Raw genomic sequence first — 16,265 nt, forward strand, 5'->3', positions numbered from 1 at the left:
ACGAGGTCAGCGTGCGCATCGACCTGCATACCCACAGCACCGCATCCGACGGCACCGACACGCCCGCCGAACTGGTCGTCAAGGCGCGCGCGGCGGGCCTGGACGTGGTCGCGCTCACCGACCACGACACCACCGCCGGCTGGACGGCCGCGGCCGAGGCGCTGCCGCACGGGCTGACCCTGGTCCGGGGCGCGGAGATCTCGTGTGTGGCCGAGGGCGGGATCAGCCTGCACATGCTGGGCTACCTGTTCGACCCGACCGAACCGGAGTTCGCCCGGGCCCGCGAACTGGTGCGCACCGACCGGGTCCGCCGGGCCGAGGCGATGGTCGAGCGTTGCCGCGAACTCGGCGCGCCGATCACCTGGGCCCGGGTCCGCGAGATCGCGGGCGGCGGCGCGGTGGGCCGGCCGCATGTGGCCACCGCGCTGGTCGAGGCGGGCGTGGTCGCGGACGTGTCCGGCGCGTTCACCGCGCAGTGGCTCAAGGACGGCGGGCGGGCGTTCGTCGAGAAGTACGAGATCCACGCGGTCGATGCCGTCCGGCTGATCGGCGGCGCGGGCGGGGCAGCGGTGTTCGCCCACCCGGGCGCGGTCAAGCGTGGCCGGACCGTTTCGGACGCCACGATCGCCGAGTTGGCCGAGGCCGGCCTGGCCGGGATCGAGGTGGACCACATGGACCACGACGACGCGATGCGGGCGCACCTGCGCGGACTCGCGGGCGACCTGCGGCTGATCACCACCGGTTCGAGTGACTACCATGGCACCCGCAAAACGATCAATCTCGGCGAAAACACTACAGATCCGGAGTCGTACGGGGCGATCGCGGAACTGGCAACAGGAGCAAGACCCATCACCCCATGAACTGGTTCGACGTCACCATCTTCGGCTCGTCCTTCGTCACCCTCTTCGTGATCATGGACCCGCCCGGCATCATCCCGCTGTACCTGAGTTTCACCGGTGGCCGACCCCAGGCCGTGCGCAAGCGCATGGCCTGGCAGGCGGCCACCGTCGCGTTCTGCGTGATCTCCGTCTTCGGCCTGTTCGGCCAGAGGATCCTCGACTATCTGCACGTCTCGATCCCGGCGCTGAAGGTGTCCGGCGGTCTGCTGCTGCTCCTGGTGGCACTGTCCCTGCTGACCGGCAAGGCCGAGGAGCCGACCGAGAACAAGGACGTCAACGTCGCGCTCGTCCCGCTCGGCACACCCCTCCTGGCCGGCCCCGGCGCGATCGTGGCCGCGATCGTCAGCGTGCAGAAGGCGGACACCGGCGGCCAGTACATCGGCGTGTGGACCGCGATCGTGGCGATCCACGTGGTGTTGTGGCTGACCATGCGTTTCTCGCTCGGCATCATCCGGATCATCAAGGAAAGCGGCGTCGTCCTGGTGACCCGACTCTCCGGCCTCCTGCTGTCCGCGATCGCCGTACAACTGTGCGCGGACGGGGTCCGGGGATTCATCGAAGCGAAGCCGTAAGGTGCGAGCGGATCATCAAGCGGTTGGGGAGAGGCGGAGGACATGAGCAAGTCGGTACGCGGCGTCGTCGCACGCAGCAAGGGCGCACCGGTCACGATCGAGACCATCGTGGTGCCGGACCCGGGCCCGGGCGAGGCACGCGTGCGGGTCCAGGCGTGCGGTGTCTGCCACACGGACCTGCACTACCGCGAGGGCGGCATCGGTGACGAATACCCGTACCTGCTCGGCCACGAGGCCGCCGGTGTCGTGGAGTCGGTCGGCGACGGCGTCACCGAGGTGGCCGTCGGCGACTTCGTGATCCTGAACTGGCGTGCGGTGTGCGGAGATTGTCGCGCGTGTCGGCGCGGCCGGCCGCAGTACTGCTTCGCGACGCACAACGCGAAGCAGAAGATGACCCTGGAGGACGGCACCGAACTGAGCCCCGCGCTCGGCATCGGCGCGTTCGCCGAACTGACCCTGGTCGCCGCCGGACAGTGCACCAAGGTCGACCCCGAGGCGGACCCGGCCGCGGCCGGCCTGCTCGGCTGCGGCGTGATGGCCGGCCTCGGCGCGGCGGTCAACACCGGCAACGTCGGGCGCGGCGACACGGTCGCGGTGATCGGCTGCGGCGGCGTCGGCGACGCGGCCATCGCCGGTGCCCGGCTCGCCGGCGCGGCGAAGATCATCGCGGTGGACCTGGACGACCGGAAGCTGGAGTGGGCGCGCCGGGCCGGCGCCACCCACACGGTGAACTCGAAGGCGGGCGACCCGGTCGAGGCGATCCGCGAACTGACCGGTGGCTTCGGCGCCGACGTGGTGATCGACGCGGTCGGCCGACCGGAGACCTACAAGCAGGCGTTCTACGCCCGCGACCTGGCCGGCACCGTGGTCCTGGTGGGCGTGCCCACGCCGGAGACGACCATCGAACTGCCGCTGCTGGACGTGTTCGGCCGCGGTGGCGCGCTCAAGTCTTCCTGGTACGGCGACTGCCTGCCCTCGCGCGACTTCCCGATGCTGATCGACCTCTACCGCCAGGGTCGTTTCGACCTGGACGCGTTCGTCAGCGAGCGGATCGCCCTGGAGGACGTCGAGGCCGCGTTCGAGAAGATGCACCACGGCGACGTGCTGCGTTCGGTGGTGATCCTGTGATGCGGATCGACCACGTGGTCACCTCGGGCGTCTTCTCGCTCGACGGCCAGGACTTCGACGTGGACAACAACGTGTGGATCGTCGGCGACGACCGCGAGGTGGTGATCGTGGACGCCGCGCACGACGCGGCGGCCATCGCGGCCGGGGTCGGCGACCGTACGGTGACCGGCATCGTGCTCACCCACGGCCACAACGACCACATCAACGCGGCCGCCGCGCTGGCCGAGCTCACCGGCGCGCCGATCCACCTGCACCCGCAGGACCGGATGTTGTGGGACGCGGTGTACCCGGACCGCGCGCCGGACGTCGCGTTGGCCGACGGCGAGGTGATCGAGGTCGCGGGCACCGGACTGCGGGTGGTGCACACGCCCGGCCACGCGCCGGGCGCGGTGTGCCTGTACGCGCCGGAGGCCGCCGTGCTCTTCTCCGGCGACACGCTGTTCAAGGGCGGCCCCGGCGCCACCGGGCGCTCGTTCTCGTCCTTCCCGGTGATCCTCGACTCGATCAAGGGGCGCCTGCTGGCGCTGCCCGGGGAAACCCGCGTGCTCACCGGACACGGTGACGAGACCACGATCGGCGCGGAGGCGAAGGACTACGACGCCTGGGTGGCCCGAGGGCACTGAGCCGGCCGATCCGAGCCCCGGCGGACATGACGAGGGCGCTTCCCCCAAACGGGGAAGCGCCCTCGAGGCATTCGCAGATCAGCCGGCGTCCGTCACCTTGACGGGACGGATGTACAGGCGCTCGCCGAACGCTTCGGCGCGTTTCAGGGCGGCCTGCACGGTGTCGATGTCGACGGCGCAGTTGACCGGGTTGGGCCCGGTCATTTCCTGGGCTCGGCTGAGGTTGGTGATTCGGTAACGCATACGCGTCTCCCTTCCCTCCGGTCCGAAGTCGTACGGGGCCGCAAAATGCCACGACCCCGTCTACAAGGATTGGGCGCCGGGATCCGTACGGATCAGCCTGACCCGGCATGGGTCACAACCGGCACCGTCCTGAACAACAGCAGTCACACCGATAGCATTCCCGTGACTGAAATGTTCCTTTCCTGACTTTCCTCTGCTTACACGTGACGCAAGACGCGACATCGCGCGCAAGGCAAGCGAGGACGCGACGGCGACCGGCATAGGACAATGCCGGTCGGAACACATCGACCCGGCGCCGAACGCGCAGCCGCCATGGGAGGACGAGAGACTTTGCACGATCCGGGAGAGGACGACGTCCGGACGGGCGCGACGGCCGCCTTCGGTGCCGTGGTGCACGAATCCGGCGAGGGCCTCGGCGCCGAGCAGGGCGGCCCGCTGGAGGACCACCCCGTCGCGGGCTTCGAAGACACACCCGGAGTGCTGCCCGACCTGACGGAGTCGTTCACCCGACCGGCCGTACTGGTCCAGTCCGTCTCACCGCCCCTGCACTTCGGCACCCACGCGCTGTTCGTCGACGTCGGCTACGTCTACGCGGCGATGGGCCTGCTGGTCGCCGGTTCGGCCGAGCGCCGGGCCTTCCGGGTGGACGCCGAACAACTGATCACCGGCCTGATCGACGAGGCGCGCCGGGTCTTCCCGGAGGGTCGACTGCTGCGGGTGTACTGGTACGACGGCGCACGCGAGCGGGTGCACACCGTCGAGCAGCGCCAGATCGCCGAACTGCCCGACGTCAAGGTCCGGCTCGGCAACCTCAACGCGCACAACCAGCAGAAGGGCGTCGACTCGCTGATCCGCAGCGACCTCGAATCCCTGGCGCGCAACCACGCGATCGACGACGCGGTCGTGATCAGCGGCGACGAGGACCTGGTCTCGGCGGTCGAGGCGGCCCAGTCCTACGGCGTGCGGGTGCACCTGTGGGGCGTGGAGCCGGCCTACGGCACCAACCAGGCCGACCCGCTGGTCTGGGAGGCCGACGTCACCCGGATGTTGCACCGCGAATTCTGCGAGACCTGCGTGACGCCGGTGATGTTGCCGCCCTCGCACGCCGGCGCGATCACCCTCCAGCCCGGCGGCCCGCCCACCGCCGACCAGGCCTGGCGGATCGGCCAGGAGATCGCCAAGCGCTGGCTGGTGGTACGCGGCCGGGAGAACCTGGCCGACCTGATGCCGGGACCGATGTTGCCGCAGGCGATCGACCGGGGCCTGCTCGTCGACGCGGAGAGCGTGCTGCAATATTCGCTCCGCCCGCACGAGGACCTGCGCCGGGCTCTGCGCAACGGCTTCTGGGACCGCCTCAACCAGGAATTCGGCCTCCCGGGCACGGAACTGACGGAGGGCTGAAGGAGCTCCGACCAGGGCATGCGGCGCGGACCGGGTGTCACGGAGGGAAAGACAGACCCCCGGCGGGCCAGGTGATTCGCCGGCCGTGGGAGTGACGCGAGCCGGGTTGATCGTGCGGGTGCCGACCCGGGGGGCGCCGCCCCGGCCGCCCCCCGTCAGAGAGGCGGCCAGGGTGGCGCCTGCGGGAAATTCGGAGCTTGTGGCGCCGTACCCGGAGGCGGTGTGCCAGTCAGGGGGGAGGCGGCCAGGTGATGGGGCCTATGGGGTAGTCGGGCACCAGGTCGTCCGGATGGCCGACCCGTGTCGGTGTGCCGCCGCAACGCTGTACGACCGCGCTCGGGCCGTCCGGTCCGGGAAGGGCGCACACGTAGATGCCGACCATGTCCTCGGTGTCGCGGCGGCGCACCGGTTGTCCCGGACGTGGCGCGGGCAACGCGTCGATCACCAACCTGCGTACCGGTACGACGAATTCGATGCCGCTTCGGGTTCGTACCCATGCCTGTCGACCGTCGACGGCGGTCAGTTCGCCTTCGCGCCCGGTGGGGCCACCAACGTCCTCGTGTACCAGTGCCCCGAGGTAGCGATATGCCAGGATCCGCCCGGCCATCCTGTCTGCATCGGTGGTCTCCTCCATGCGCACGGAGTCACCCGCCCTTGCTGTGTGGGGTCAACACCGTGCGGGCCGCGTCACCGGTGGCGGCATGCACCAAGTGCCGCACCGGGCAGGCGACTTCCAGCCCATGCCGGGTCCGCAACACGGCCAGGAGGCCCTCGACTTCGCGAAGTCGGCCGACGGTTCCCCGATACGGATCGCGAAACGACTTGCCGTAATGCCGTGCTCCCCATCGCGCGATCCGAACCAAATTCCGGTCCACCGCGCCGGTCGCGGCAGCCGGGCTTGCGGTGTCGGTCGTGAACATGCCGGTTACCTCCGGTTGTTGTCAGTACGGCTTTGGCCACGACATCGGCGACTCGCTCTGCTCGCTGTTCCGCAGTCGTGGCAACAACCTTGAAGCGTCACCCAGTTCGAAGTCTTCGCGAGGCTTGATGTCCTCGCGTTCACCGTTGGGGTAGAGACGGTAGACGCTCATGTTCATCCGGCTCTCGCCCTCGCGCACACCCATGGATCTCTCCTGACGATGAGGTACTGATCTCACGTTCGGCCTGCCCCGCGCCCGTCGACGGCGTGACAATCAGTCAACCGAGTTTCACTCTCAGTCGGTACCGCGATGGGGATCGCACGCGGTTTAACGGGTTTAAGCCCAGAATCCGGGAGCCATGGCGAACGCACGTACACCGAACACGGCCCTTGTGGACGTGATCGCCCAATCGGGCTGGACATACGACCGGCTCGCTCGTGCAGTGCGGGCGATTGCGGCCGAGAACGGCGAAGTTCTACACACCAACAAGTCGGCCATTGCGCATTGGACATCCGGTGTGCAGCCGGGCAACCGAACTCGGCGATACCTTGCGGAAGCGCTGTCCAGACGCATCGGTCGGACGGTCACCCTGATCGAGATCGGACTTGCGCAGGCCGAGGACTCACACCCGCTCATGGTCGATCCGATCACGGCCGCCGCAGATCTCGGCCGGGCCGGGATGCGCCGGGACCGTTTCCTCGGCGTGGCGGCGTTCACGGTCGCATCGATCGGCGCGGCGCTGTCCTACGACCACGATGCCGTGTCGCGCATGCTGCGGGCCCGCAGACCGGGCACCGCGATCGGCGCCGAGGAGGTCGCCACCATCCGGCGCGTCACCGCTGCACTCGGCGCCGCAGACGAACGTCACGGCGGAGGCCATGGCCTGACCACGGTGACGGCCTACCTCGCCGATACCGCCGCCCCGCTGTTGTCCGGACGGTTCCCCTCCGAGGTCGTGCGCCGCGACGCCTTCGGAGCGGTGGCCGAACTCGCCTATCTCGCGGGCTGGAAATTTCACGACCTTGGAAGCGAGGGAGCCGCGCAACGCTACTACCTCACTGCCTATCAGCTCGCCCATGAGGCGGACCCGTTCGGACACAGTGCGTGGATGCTGCGCGTACTGGCGCATCAAGCGCTTCATCTCAAGCACGCCGATCACTGCATGGACCTGACGAACGAGGCACTGCGACGGGCATCGGGGCGCGTCGGCGGGGGCATGGAAGCCGTCTTGTACGTAACGCGCGCGCGTGCCTGTGCGGCCTCCGGCCGACCCACCGAGGCCGCGCGGGCACTCCTTCTCGCGGCCGATGCCGTGGCCCGCACAGACGAGCCGACTCCGTCCTACGCCACGGCAACCGGCCCGGCTTCGGGCACTGTGGCCAGTCAAACTGCGAGGACCCTCAGGGACCTCGGTGATCACCGCAACACGGAACGGCACTACCGAGCCGCCCTGTCCGAGCGCGACCCAGCCGCTTTCCGCCGCATTCACGCCCTCACCTTCGTCGATCTCGGGGTATCGCTCGCCTCGCAGGTCCGCGCCGATGAGGCCGTCGCCACATGGGGCGAGGCGATGGACCACCTCGGTGGCGTCGCATCATCACGGCATCGCGAAGCGGTCGCGGCCATGCGGCGTACCCTCACGACCTATAAGCGGCGACGAGTTCCGGGCGCGGCCAACCTCGACGAACGTGCGCGGGGTCTGCTCGCCACGTGATCGGCTCGACGCCGACGCCACGAGGAAGGAGGCGCGCGTGCCCGACGAGTTCCGCCGAGAGCCGCATCTGATGGTCATGCTCGCCGTTTCGGTCATCGTGCACGATCGGACGAACAAGCGAGTCGTACTCCTGCGTCGGGGCAACAAAAAGGCGTTCGCGCCCGGGATGTGGAGTCTGCCCAGCGGCAAGGGAGCGCCTGGGGAACCCATCACGCACACGGCAGTTCGCGAACTCCGTGAAGAGACGGGGCTGGAGGTCAAGCCGCAGGCGTTGCGCCTTGCCCATGTGACGCACAGCGCGGACAGCCCGGAAGCGCCGGAGGGGTTCGTCGTCCTGGTCTTCGCTGCGGAGGAATGGGACGGCGAACCGATCAACGCCGAGCCCGGCAAGCACTCGGCCGTGGCCTGGGTCAACACCGACGACCTTCCGACCGACTTCGTTCCGTCGACCCTGCACGCGTTGGAGCGGTACCTCGCGGGTGAGCGCCCCGAGGTGGCCATCGACGGATGGGGCAAGGCGTAGAGCCGACTCGGCGCCGCACTCGGATGGTCGGACGGCGCGCGTGCGCGAGTCCGACCGTCCGATCGGGCGACCGCACGACGTGCTGTGCGCTCGCTCGCTCGGCCCACGGCGGATGGGCGGCTCGGTTGGGTTCGCCGGGGCCTTGCCGTGGGTCGGGCGTGCGCGGCCGGCGGTCGCGTCTTGGTCGGCGGCGGGTGGCTTTGTGCTAAACGGTCGGCGTGGGCCGGCGGAGATCAGCCCGGTCCCACGGTCACCGGCGGTCAGGAGCCCTGGGTTTCCCGGCGAGACACGAGTGTTGCTCGCCGGAAAAGCGCTGGCAACGGCGGAGCAGGTGGGTGCTTTCGTCGGGTCCGCCGGGGAACCTTCCCGAATGGGTCGGGCCGTTGCGGCCGGCGGTCGCGTCTTGGTCGGCAGCGGGTGGCTCAGGGCTAAACGGTCGGCGTGGATCGGTGGAGGTGGGCCCGGTCCCACCGTCGCCGGCGGCCGGGAGCCTTGGGCTCCCCGGCGAGAGGTGGGTGTTGCTCGCCGGAAAGGCGCCGGCAACGGCGGAGCGGGTGGGTGCTTTCGTCGGGTCCGCCGGGGAGCGTTTCCGAGTGGGTCGGGCGTTCGCAGCCGGCAGTCACGTCCTGGTCAGGCTGGGCGCGGGTGGCTTTGTGCTAAACGGTCGGCGTGGGCCGGCGGAGATCAGCCCGGTCCCACGGTCACCGGCGGCCGGGAGCCCTGGGCTCCCCGGCGAGACCCGGGCGTTGCTCGGCTGGAAAGGCGCTGGCAACGGCGCGGAGAGAGGGCGGCCCGGCAAGGTCCGCCGAGGAGCCTTCCCGAGTGGGTCGGGCGTTTTCGGCCGGCGGTCGCGTCTTGGTGGGGCTGGGCGCGGGTGGCTTTGTGCTAAACGGTCGGCGTGGGCTGGTGGAGATCAGCCCGGTCCCACGGTCACCGGCGGTCAGGAGCCCTGAGTCTCCCGGCGAGACACGGGTGTTGCTCGCCGGGAAAAGCGCTGGCAACGGCGCGGAGAGAGGGCGGCCCGGTCAGGTCCGCCGAGGAGCCTTCCCGGGTGGGTCGGGCCGTTTCGGCGGGCGGTGGGTGGGCGGTGGCGGGAGGGGAGAGAAAAGCGGACCGGCAGTGGGCGGTTTCGGTCGCCGGGGTGCGCAACCCGGCCCTCGGCACGCGCTCTCGCCGCTCGGTCCCACAAGACCGCAGGTCAGCGGAACCCCGGGTGCGGGAAGCCGTCTCGGGATCCGGGTCGTGACTTTCCGGGCTCGCGGACGGCCTTCCGCCCGGCGGCTCCGACCCGAAACGCCCACCGAGAGCCATGCCCCACGCGAAATCCGCCGCCGGAGTACACAAACCGACCCCCGGCACCCCACTCCCGCCGGCCGGTCCCACAAAACCGCAGGTCAGCGCAAAACAGCGGACCCGAAGGCGTCCCGCCATCCGGATCGAGACCCGCCCAACCCACCGGCAACCCTTCCACCCACACACCCACCCCGAAACGCCCGCCGAAACGGCCCGACCCACTCGGAAAGGCTCCCCGGCGGACCTTGCCGGGCCGCCCTCTCTCCGCGCCGTTGCCAGCGCCTTTCCGGCGAGCAACACCCACCTCTCGCCGGGGTGCCCAGGGCTCCCGTCCGCCGGTGACCGTGGGACCGGGTCGATCTCCGCCGGTCCACGTCGACCGTTTAGCCCTGAGCCACCCGCTGCCGACCAAGACGCGACCGCCGGCCGCAACTGCCCGGCCCACTCGGGAAGGTTCCCCGGCGGACCTTGCCGGGCCGCCCCTCCGGCTCCGCCGTTGCCGGCGCCTTTCCGGGCGAGCAACACCCACCTCTCGCCGGGGAGCCCAGGGCTCCTGACCGCCGGTGACGGTGGGACCGGGCTGATCTCCACCGATCCACGCCGACCGTTTAGCACTGAGCCACCCGCCGCCCACCAAAGCGCGACCGCCGGCCGAAAACGCCCGACCCACCCGGGAAGGCTCCCCGGCGGACCTTGCCGGGCCGCCCTCTCTCCGCGCCGTTGCCAGCGCCTTTCCAGCCGAGCAACGCCCGGGTCTCGCCGGGGAGTCCAGGGCTCCTGACCGCCGGCGACCGTGGGACCGGGCCCACCTCCACCAATCCACGCCGACCGGTTAGCACTGAGCCACCCGCTGCCCAGCGAGGCGCAACCGCCGCCTGTGAACGCCCGACCCACTCGGAAAGGCTCCCCGGCGGACCCAACCGAGCCGCCCTCCCGCTCCGCCGTTGCCGGCGCCTTTCCCGCCGAGCAACACCCACATCTCGCCGGGAAACCCAAGGCTCCCGGCCACCGGCGACCGTGGGACCGGGCCCACCTCCACCAATCCACGCCAACCGTTTAGCACTGAGCCACCCGCTGCCCACCAAAACGCAACCGCAGGCCACAAACACCCGACCCACTCGCAAAGGTCCCCCGGCGGACCCGACGAAAGCACCCACCCGCTCCGCCGTCGCCGGCGCCTTTCCAGCCGAGCAACACCCACCTCTCGCCGGAGAGCCCAAGGCTCCCGGCCACCGGCGACCACGGGACCGGGCCCACCTCCACCAGCCCACGCCGACCGTTCAGCACAAAGCCACCCGCGCCCATCCCCACCAAGACGCGACCGCCCGCCGCAAACACCCGACCCACCCCCGGGAAACCCCCAGCGCACCCAACCAAGCCGCCCACCCGTCGCTCCCCGCCGGCCCAGGCCGCGCCGCCCGCCCGCCCGCTTCGGGTGTGCGTGCACCTTGTCCCACAGATAGATGTAGGCTACATTTATTAGCGAAGCTAACAACCGCGCCGCACACAAATCGTGCGCGTCGCGTGAAGTGAAGTGAATTGAAGTGCGGAGGTCTCGCATGCGGTCCGATTCCGACGGCGGGCAGACCAGGGGCAACACCCGGGCCGAGCACGTCCCCCAGCAGGGCAGCATTCTGAAGCAGCCGATGGCCGTGTGGGCCACCGCGTTCGCGGCCGTGGTCGCGTTCATGGGAATCGGTCTCGTCGATCCGATCCTGCCCTCGATCGCCAAGGGGCTGGACGCGTCGCCGAGTCAGGTGTCGCTGTTGTTCACCAGCTACTTCCTGATCACCGCCGTGGCCATGCTGGTCACCGGCTTCGTCTCCAGTCGGATCGGCGGCCGGCGCACCCTCCTGCTCGGCCTCGCCCTGGTCGTGCTCTTCGCCGGGCTCGCCGGCACCTCGGGATCCGTCGGCGAGCTGGTCGGCTTCCGGGCCGGCTGGGGTCTGGGCAACGCGCTGTTCGTATCCACCTCGCTCGCCGTGATCGTCGGTGCCGCGAGCGGCGGTTCGTCGGCCGCGATCCTGCTCTACGAATCGGCGCTGGGCCTGGGCATGGCCTGTGGTCCGCTGCTGGGCGCGGTGCTCGGCGACGCCAGTTGGCGCTACCCGTTCTACGGCACGGCCGCGCTGATGGCGATCGGCTTCGCGCTGATCGTCGCGCTGCTCAAGGAACAGCCCAGGCCCACCCGCAGGATCGGCCTGTTGGACCCGCTGAAGGCCCTCGGCCACAAGGGCCTGGCGACCACCGCCGCAGGCGCCTTCTTCTACAACTACGGCTTCTTCACCGTGCTCGCGTTCACCCCGTTCGTGCTGAACATGAGCCCCTACCGCAGCGGCGCGGTGTTCTTCGGCTGGGGCGTGCTGCTCGCCGTGTGCTCGGTCCTGGTCGCCCCTCGGCTCCAGGCCCGGTTCGGCTCCGCGAACGTGGCGGCCGCGAGTCTGGTCCTGTTCGCCGCCGACCTCGGGGTGATCGCGTACGGGTCGAAGGCCGTCATTGTGACCGGTGTCATCGTTTCGGGAGCCTTCATCGGTATCAATAACACCGTGTTCACCGAGATGGCGCTCGAAGTCTCGGACTCGCCGCGACCCGTGGCGAGCGCGGGGTACAACTTCGTGCGCTGGTTCGCCGCCGCGGCGGCGCCGTTCCTGGCGCCCAAGTTGGAGGAGCACTTCAACGTGCACGTGCCGTTCCTGGTCGCGACCGTGACCTGCCTGATCGCCGCCGGCGTGCTGTTCGGCGCGCGCCGCACGCTCGCCGTGGTCGACCGGCACGACGCCCCGACGGCGGCAGGCCGTGCCCCGGCGATCCCGGCCGCGGCCTGACTCGGTCGAGCGAGTACAAATAGTTCGATAACCATCGGAACCAACTGCAAAACCTGCGGAAAAGGAAGTGCACGACATGTACCAGCGGATCCTGGTCGCGGTGGACTCCACTCCCGAAGCCGACGAAGTCCTGGCGCACACCGCTCGACTGGCCGTCGCCGGCGGAGCCGCCGTCCGCGTCCTGCACGTGCAGACCCTGGACGTGGTGGACGGCGGCGGCATGGGCGGTGTCGTCGAGGACGAGACCGCCGACGCTGCGGCCAAGGTGGTCACCGACGCCGTCGCCACGCTCAAGGCGGCCGGTGTGAGCAACGTCGAGGGCTGGACCGAGGAAACCGTGCGCGGCGACGTGCCCAACGCGGTCCTGGACCAGGCCCGCGCCTTCGACGCCGACCTCGTCGTCCTGGGCGCCCGCCGGCACGGCGGCGTGGCCAGCCTGTTCCTGGGCAGCGTCAGCGACTCGGTCGCCCACCGCGCCACCTGCCCGGTGCTGCTGATCCCTTGATCCCCTGATCCTCCGTCCCGCCGGCCCCGACACCCGCACACCCCGAGTGCGGATGCCGGGGCCGGCGGCATCCCGGCCGGCGCCGAAATCGCGTGCGGACTCGCGCCGGCGTGCGCGATCCTGCCCCGCATGGCAACCGACAGCTTCCTTCCGCCGTCCGGCACCAGGGACTTCCTCGCCGCGGAATCCGCAGCCCGGGAACGGGCGTTCGCCACCGTCCGCGACGTCTTCGGCCGCTACGGCTTCCAGCCCCTGCACACTCCCGCGTTCGAGCGGCTGGAGGTGCTGACCGGCAAGTACGGGGACGAGGGCGACAAGCTCGTCTTCAAGATCCTCCGGCGCGGCGAGCACGAGGCGACCGGCGAAGCGGACCTGGCGCTGCGCTACGACCACACGGTCCCGCTCGCGCGGGTCGTGGCGAGCCACGGGAGCCGACTCCCCCGGCCCTACAAGCGCTACGCGCTCGCCCCGGTGTGGCGCGCCGACCGGCCGGGCAAGGGCCGGTTCCGCGAGTTCGTGCAGTGCGACCTGGACATCGTCGGGTCGGCCTCCCCACTGGCCGACGCCGAGGTCGTGTCGGCCCTGTACCAGGCGCTGGAGACGTTGGGCGTCCCCGAGTTCCGGTTCCTGGTCAACTCGCGCAAGGTGCTGATCGGCCTGCTGGAGGTCTACGGCGTGCCGGCCGAGGCCGGTGGCAGCGTACTGATCACGCTGGACAAGCTGGACAAGCTCCGCCCCGAAGCGGTCGTGGCGGAACTGTCCCAGGGTCGCGGCGCCCTTCCCGCGTCGACCGCGAGCAACCTGGTCGCCGATCTCACCGCGTCCGACGCCGTCGCCCGCGTCCGCAAGGAATTGACGCACAGCACGATCGGACAGGCGGGCCTGGCCGAGGTCGACCGCCTGCTCGACCTGCTGTCCGACACCGTCCCGTCGCGGCGCATCGGCTTCGCGCCGAACCTGGTGCGCGGACTCGACTACTACACGGGCGTCATCTACGAGGTGACCGCGCCGGACGTGCCCGGATCGATCGCCTCGGGCGGCCGGTACGACGGCCTGATCGCCGGCATGTCCGCCGGCGCGCAGACCCCGGCGTGCGGCGGGTCGTTGGGCATCGAGCGCATCCTCCCGCTGCTGCCGGCCGCGAACGAGCCGGCCGCGCCCACGCTGGACGTCGCGGTGACCGCACTCGGCGACGACCACACCGACGCGTTCCGGATGGCCGCGGCCATCCGCCGCACCGGCCTGCGTACCGGCGTCTACCTGGGCTCCAGCGGCAAACTCGCCCGCCAATTGAAGTGGGCCGCCGACCAGGGCGCCCGCTTCTGCCTGATCCACGGCCCCGCCGAACAGGCGGCCGGCCGGGTGATCGTCCGAGACCTGACCTCGGGCGCCCAGACCACCCACCCGCCGGAGCGAGTCGCGGACTTCTTCGGCGAATAACCGGCGGCGCGTCAACCCAGCGGCACCGCGCGGCGGTTCGGGTCGCGCAGGTCGGTGCCGTGCCGGAGCCACTTCTCCTGGAGCGCCTCCGCGCCCTGCGCCCGCTTCCAGGCGGCCTCGGCGGGCGTCATCGGGAGCAGCGGGAAGAAGCGGACCGGGTCGGCGGGATCCGGCAGCGGCAGGTCGGCGAGCAGACCGCCGGGTTCGGCGACCAACACCGCGTGGAAGGCGGCGCCCTCCCACAGCGGCCCGCCCAGGTCGAGCGAGGCGCCGGGCGCGATCACCAGGCCCTCCACCTGCGGGGTCGCGCCCAGCACGGCCAACGGTCGCAACACCGAATCGTGCCCGCCGCGCACCGAGAGCAGCAACTCCGCCCGCGGGCCCGCGATCGGGTCGGCCAGCATCGCCGCCGGATCGGCCATCGGGGCCCGGGACATGCCCAGCGTCGCGTAGCGCACCACGCCGCCGGCGTCCGGCCCGAAGCGCAACACCTCGATGCGATCGGCGCCGACGAAGGTGACGCCGGCCCGGCCGGTCGGATCGCCGAACGCGGCCGTCAGATGTGCCTCGACCTGCGAAGTGGGGTCGACCGGCTCGGGTCCCGGCGTGAAGTCGAACATGCCCGCATGCTAATTCGCCGTCAGCAGGCTTTCGTATACCGGCCATTGCAGTCGGCTCTCTGGTGTACTCTGCATAGTCGGCCCGCCGGATGTGGACATCCTCGCGCGCCATCGGATGACGGACTCGCCCTCGCCCCGACCAACCGGTCGACGAGCGAAGGCTTTCCCCCAGCGGGGACCGGCCGTGGGAGGTGATCGTGGTGCATACCAGCACACCGTGCAGTACCGGCGGCTCACCCGATCTTCCCCGATCCAGTCGCACGCCCCGCCCTTTCTGAGGGTTTCCGAGACGTTCGCCGAGTTCCGAGCACCGCTTCGCGGTCCGGTACCCGATCTCCGAATTTCCTCCGTGACGGGGCGTCAGGATCTTTTGCCGTTCTTTCGGTGATTCGTTCCGCTTGCACGTGTCGACGCACCCCGCGGCCTGCCCGCCGCGGCGCTGTGGCGTCGGCGCGTGCCGGTCAGTGCAGGAGCCCCGTCATGTCGATGATCCGCGACCTCCGTGCCGCAGTCCGTCCGCTCCGCCGCACCCCGCTGCCGTCGACCAGGCCCGAGGTCGCCGGGAACTGTGTGGTGGATTGCGCCGTGTACCGCGACGGCCGACGCCTGGACGGCTACGCGCATCCCGACTCGGCGATCCACGAGGTACGCGCCGGCGGCGGCTTCGTCTGGATCGGCCTGCACGAGCCGAGCGCGCTCGAACTCGCGGGTATCGCCGAGCGGTTCGGGCTGCACCCGCTCGCCGTCGAGGACGCGGTGCACGCCCACCAGCGGCCCAAGCTGGAGCGCTACGACGACACCCTGTTCGCGGTGTTCAAGACCGTCACCTACGTCGAGCACGAGCAGCTCTCGGCGACCAGCGAGATCGTCGCGACCGGCGAGATCATGGTCTTCCTCGGCAACGACTTCGTGGTCACCGTGCGACACGGCCGGCACGGCGCGCTCGCCGACCTGCGCTGTCGCCTGGAGGACGGCGGCGAACTGCTCGCCGCCGGGCCCTCGGCGGTCCTGCACGCGGTGGCCGACCGGGTGGTGGACACCTACCTCGACGTCGCCCAGCTCATCCAGGACGACATCGACGAGGTCGAGAACGACGTGTTCGGCGGCGGCGGCGCGGGCGACGCGGGTCGGATCTACCAGCTCAAGCGCGAGTTGCTCGAACTCAAGCGCGCCGTCGCGCCGTTGGCCCGTCCGCTGCACTCGCTGGCCGAACGGCCGATGCGCCAGGTGCACCCGGACATCCGCGAGTACTTCCGCGACGTCGAGGACCACCTGTCCCGCGTCGGCGAACAGGTGGCCTCGTTCGACGAGTTGCTGACCTCGATCCTGCAGGCCAATCTCGCGCAGGTGACCGTCGCGCAGAACGAGGACATGCGCAAGATCTCCGCCTGGGTGGCGATCTTCGCGGTGCCCACGATGCTGGCCGGCGTGTACGGCATGAACTTCGAGCACATGCCGGAGCTGAAGTGGCGGTACGGCTACCCGATGACGCTGTCGGTGATCGTGGTCGTGTGCACGCTCATGCACCGGGGCTTCCGCCGCAACGGGTGGTTGTGAGC

16 protein-coding genes are annotated in these 16,265 nt (G+C 70.4%); 11 read left to right on the forward strand and 5 right to left on the reverse strand.

Annotated elements, in window-relative coordinates:
* Positions 1 to 11: 11 nt before the first annotated feature.
* Genes ACH4U8_RS05340 through ACH4U8_RS05355 form a run of 4 tightly spaced genes read left to right on the forward strand, consistent with a single transcriptional unit; the run spans position 12 to position 3,222 of the window.
* Positions 12 to 860, forward strand: coding sequence for a PHP domain-containing protein (locus ACH4U8_RS05340; RefSeq protein WP_395775864.1), 849 nt, complete (start codon positions 12 to 14; stop codon positions 858 to 860).
* Positions 857 to 1,471, forward strand: coding sequence for a MarC family protein (locus ACH4U8_RS05345; protein WP_360308211.1), 615 nt, complete (start codon positions 857 to 859; stop codon positions 1,469 to 1,471). The genes ACH4U8_RS05340 and ACH4U8_RS05345 overlap by 4 nt, the downstream gene beginning before the upstream one ends.
* A 42-nt stretch (positions 1,472 to 1,513) precedes the next feature.
* Positions 1,514 to 2,599, forward strand: a complete 1,086-nt coding sequence (locus ACH4U8_RS05350; protein ID WP_395775865.1) for an S-(hydroxymethyl)mycothiol dehydrogenase — start codon at positions 1,514 to 1,516, stop codon at positions 2,597 to 2,599.
* Positions 2,599 to 3,222, forward strand: a complete 624-nt coding sequence (locus tag ACH4U8_RS05355; protein ID WP_360308206.1) for an MBL fold metallo-hydrolase — start codon at positions 2,599 to 2,601, stop codon at positions 3,220 to 3,222. The genes ACH4U8_RS05350 and ACH4U8_RS05355 overlap by 1 nt, the downstream gene beginning before the upstream one ends.
* A gap of 78 nt (positions 3,223 to 3,300) precedes the next feature.
* Here the strand turns inward: ACH4U8_RS05355 and ACH4U8_RS05360 are convergent, their stop codons facing one another.
* Positions 3,301 to 3,465, reverse strand: coding sequence for a hypothetical protein (locus ACH4U8_RS05360; RefSeq protein WP_395775866.1), 165 nt, complete (start codon positions 3,463 to 3,465; stop codon positions 3,301 to 3,303).
* A gap of 312 nt (positions 3,466 to 3,777) precedes the next feature.
* Between ACH4U8_RS05360 and ACH4U8_RS05365 the strand changes: the two genes are divergently transcribed.
* On the forward strand, positions 3,778 to 4,866 hold the full coding sequence (locus ACH4U8_RS05365; RefSeq protein ID WP_360308200.1) for an NYN domain-containing protein: 1,089 nt from the start codon (positions 3,778 to 3,780) through the stop codon (positions 4,864 to 4,866).
* A 229-nt stretch (positions 4,867 to 5,095) separates the two neighbouring features.
* Here ACH4U8_RS05365 and ACH4U8_RS05370 read toward each other — a convergent pair whose 3' ends face one another.
* Genes ACH4U8_RS05370 through ACH4U8_RS05380 form a run of 3 tightly spaced genes read right to left on the reverse strand, consistent with a single transcriptional unit; the run spans position 5,096 to position 5,957 of the window.
* Positions 5,096 to 5,500, reverse strand: coding sequence for a hypothetical protein (locus ACH4U8_RS05370; RefSeq protein ID WP_395775867.1), 405 nt, complete (start codon positions 5,498 to 5,500; stop codon positions 5,096 to 5,098).
* A 10-nt stretch (positions 5,501 to 5,510) separates the two neighbouring features.
* Entirely contained in the window at positions 5,511 to 5,786 is a 276-nt protein-coding gene (locus ACH4U8_RS05375) for a hypothetical protein (RefSeq protein ID WP_395775868.1), read from the reverse strand.
* Positions 5,787 to 5,807: 21 nt separating this feature from the next.
* Positions 5,808 to 5,957 (reverse strand): hypothetical protein, encoded by a 150-nt coding sequence (locus tag ACH4U8_RS05380; protein ID WP_395775869.1) that lies wholly within the window; start codon positions 5,955 to 5,957, stop codon positions 5,808 to 5,810.
* Between the two features lie 187 nt (positions 5,958 to 6,144).
* On the opposite strand from ACH4U8_RS05380, the gene ACH4U8_RS05385 reads away from it, so the two are divergent.
* The 5 genes from ACH4U8_RS05385 to hisS all read left to right on the forward strand — a co-directional run bounded on the left by ACH4U8_RS05385 (position 6,145) and on the right by hisS (position 14,086).
* Complete coding sequence (locus tag ACH4U8_RS05385; RefSeq protein WP_395775870.1) at positions 6,145 to 7,500, forward strand: tetratricopeptide repeat protein; 1,356 nt, start codon at positions 6,145 to 6,147, stop codon at positions 7,498 to 7,500.
* A gap of 37 nt (positions 7,501 to 7,537) precedes the next feature.
* Positions 7,538 to 8,023 (forward strand): NUDIX domain-containing protein, encoded by a 486-nt coding sequence (locus tag ACH4U8_RS05390; RefSeq protein WP_395775871.1) that lies wholly within the window; start codon positions 7,538 to 7,540, stop codon positions 8,021 to 8,023.
* Between the two features lie 2,939 nt (positions 8,024 to 10,962).
* Positions 10,963 to 12,141 carry an MFS transporter gene (locus ACH4U8_RS05395; protein ID WP_379990949.1) on the forward strand — a complete coding sequence of 393 codons (1,179 nt, stop codon included), beginning with the start codon at positions 10,963 to 10,965 and terminating at the stop codon, positions 12,139 to 12,141.
* Between the two features lie 76 nt (positions 12,142 to 12,217).
* Positions 12,218 to 12,646: a universal stress protein gene (locus ACH4U8_RS05400; protein ID WP_360308182.1), complete on the forward strand. Its 429-nt coding sequence runs from the start codon at positions 12,218 to 12,220 to the stop codon at positions 12,644 to 12,646.
* Positions 12,647 to 12,775: 129 nt separating this feature from the next.
* On the forward strand, positions 12,776 to 14,086 hold the full coding sequence (hisS, locus tag ACH4U8_RS05405) for a histidine--tRNA ligase (RefSeq protein WP_395775872.1): 1,311 nt from the start codon (positions 12,776 to 12,778) through the stop codon (positions 14,084 to 14,086).
* A gap of 11 nt (positions 14,087 to 14,097) precedes the next feature.
* Here hisS and ACH4U8_RS05410 read toward each other — a convergent pair whose 3' ends face one another.
* Positions 14,098 to 14,706 carry a suppressor of fused domain protein gene (locus ACH4U8_RS05410; RefSeq protein ID WP_360308176.1) on the reverse strand — a complete coding sequence of 203 codons (609 nt, stop codon included), beginning with the start codon at positions 14,704 to 14,706 and terminating at the stop codon, positions 14,098 to 14,100.
* 480 nt (positions 14,707 to 15,186) lie between these two features.
* Here ACH4U8_RS05410 and corA point away from each other — a divergent pair, with 480 nt between their 5' ends.
* Positions 15,187 to 16,263 (forward strand): magnesium/cobalt transporter CorA, encoded by a 1,077-nt coding sequence (gene corA, locus ACH4U8_RS05415; RefSeq protein ID WP_379990945.1) that lies wholly within the window; start codon positions 15,187 to 15,189, stop codon positions 16,261 to 16,263.
* Positions 16,264 to 16,265: the final 2 nt, after the last annotated feature.

Origin of the sequence: Embleya sp. NPDC020886 (assembly GCF_044333915.1) — a bacterium.
Classification (GTDB): domain Bacteria; phylum Actinomycetota; class Actinomycetes; order Streptomycetales; family Streptomycetaceae; genus Embleya.

Coding starts and splice junctions, on each gene's coding strand:
- ACH4U8_RS05370 (WP_395775867.1), bottom strand. CDS start 5,500: ATGGAGGAGACCACCGATGCAGACAGGATGGCCGGGCGGATCCTGGCA.
- ACH4U8_RS05365 (WP_360308200.1), top strand. CDS start 3,778: ATGGGAGGACGAGAGACTTTGCACGATCCGGGAGAGGACGACGTCCGG.
- ACH4U8_RS05360 (WP_395775866.1), bottom strand. CDS start 3,465: ATGCGTTACCGAATCACCAACCTCAGCCGAGCCCAGGAAATGACCGGG.
- ACH4U8_RS05385 (WP_395775870.1), top strand. CDS start 6,145: ATGGCGAACGCACGTACACCGAACACGGCCCTTGTGGACGTGATCGCC.
- ACH4U8_RS05345 (WP_360308211.1), top strand. CDS start 857: ATGAACTGGTTCGACGTCACCATCTTCGGCTCGTCCTTCGTCACCCTC.
- ACH4U8_RS05350 (WP_395775865.1), top strand. CDS start 1,514: ATGAGCAAGTCGGTACGCGGCGTCGTCGCACGCAGCAAGGGCGCACCG.
- hisS (WP_395775872.1), top strand. CDS start 12,776: ATGGCAACCGACAGCTTCCTTCCGCCGTCCGGCACCAGGGACTTCCTC.
- ACH4U8_RS05395 (WP_379990949.1), top strand. CDS start 10,963: ATGGCCGTGTGGGCCACCGCGTTCGCGGCCGTGGTCGCGTTCATGGGA.
- ACH4U8_RS05400 (WP_360308182.1), top strand. CDS start 12,218: ATGTACCAGCGGATCCTGGTCGCGGTGGACTCCACTCCCGAAGCCGAC.
- ACH4U8_RS05410 (WP_360308176.1), bottom strand. CDS start 14,706: ATGTTCGACTTCACGCCGGGACCCGAGCCGGTCGACCCCACTTCGCAG.
- ACH4U8_RS05355 (WP_360308206.1), top strand. CDS start 2,599: ATGCGGATCGACCACGTGGTCACCTCGGGCGTCTTCTCGCTCGACGGC.
- corA (WP_379990945.1), top strand. CDS start 15,187: ATGTCGATGATCCGCGACCTCCGTGCCGCAGTCCGTCCGCTCCGCCGC.
- ACH4U8_RS05380 (WP_395775869.1), bottom strand. CDS start 5,957: ATGAGCGTCTACCGTCTCTACCCCAACGGTGAACGCGAGGACATCAAG.
- ACH4U8_RS05375 (WP_395775868.1), bottom strand. CDS start 5,786: ATGTTCACGACCGACACCGCAAGCCCGGCTGCCGCGACCGGCGCGGTG.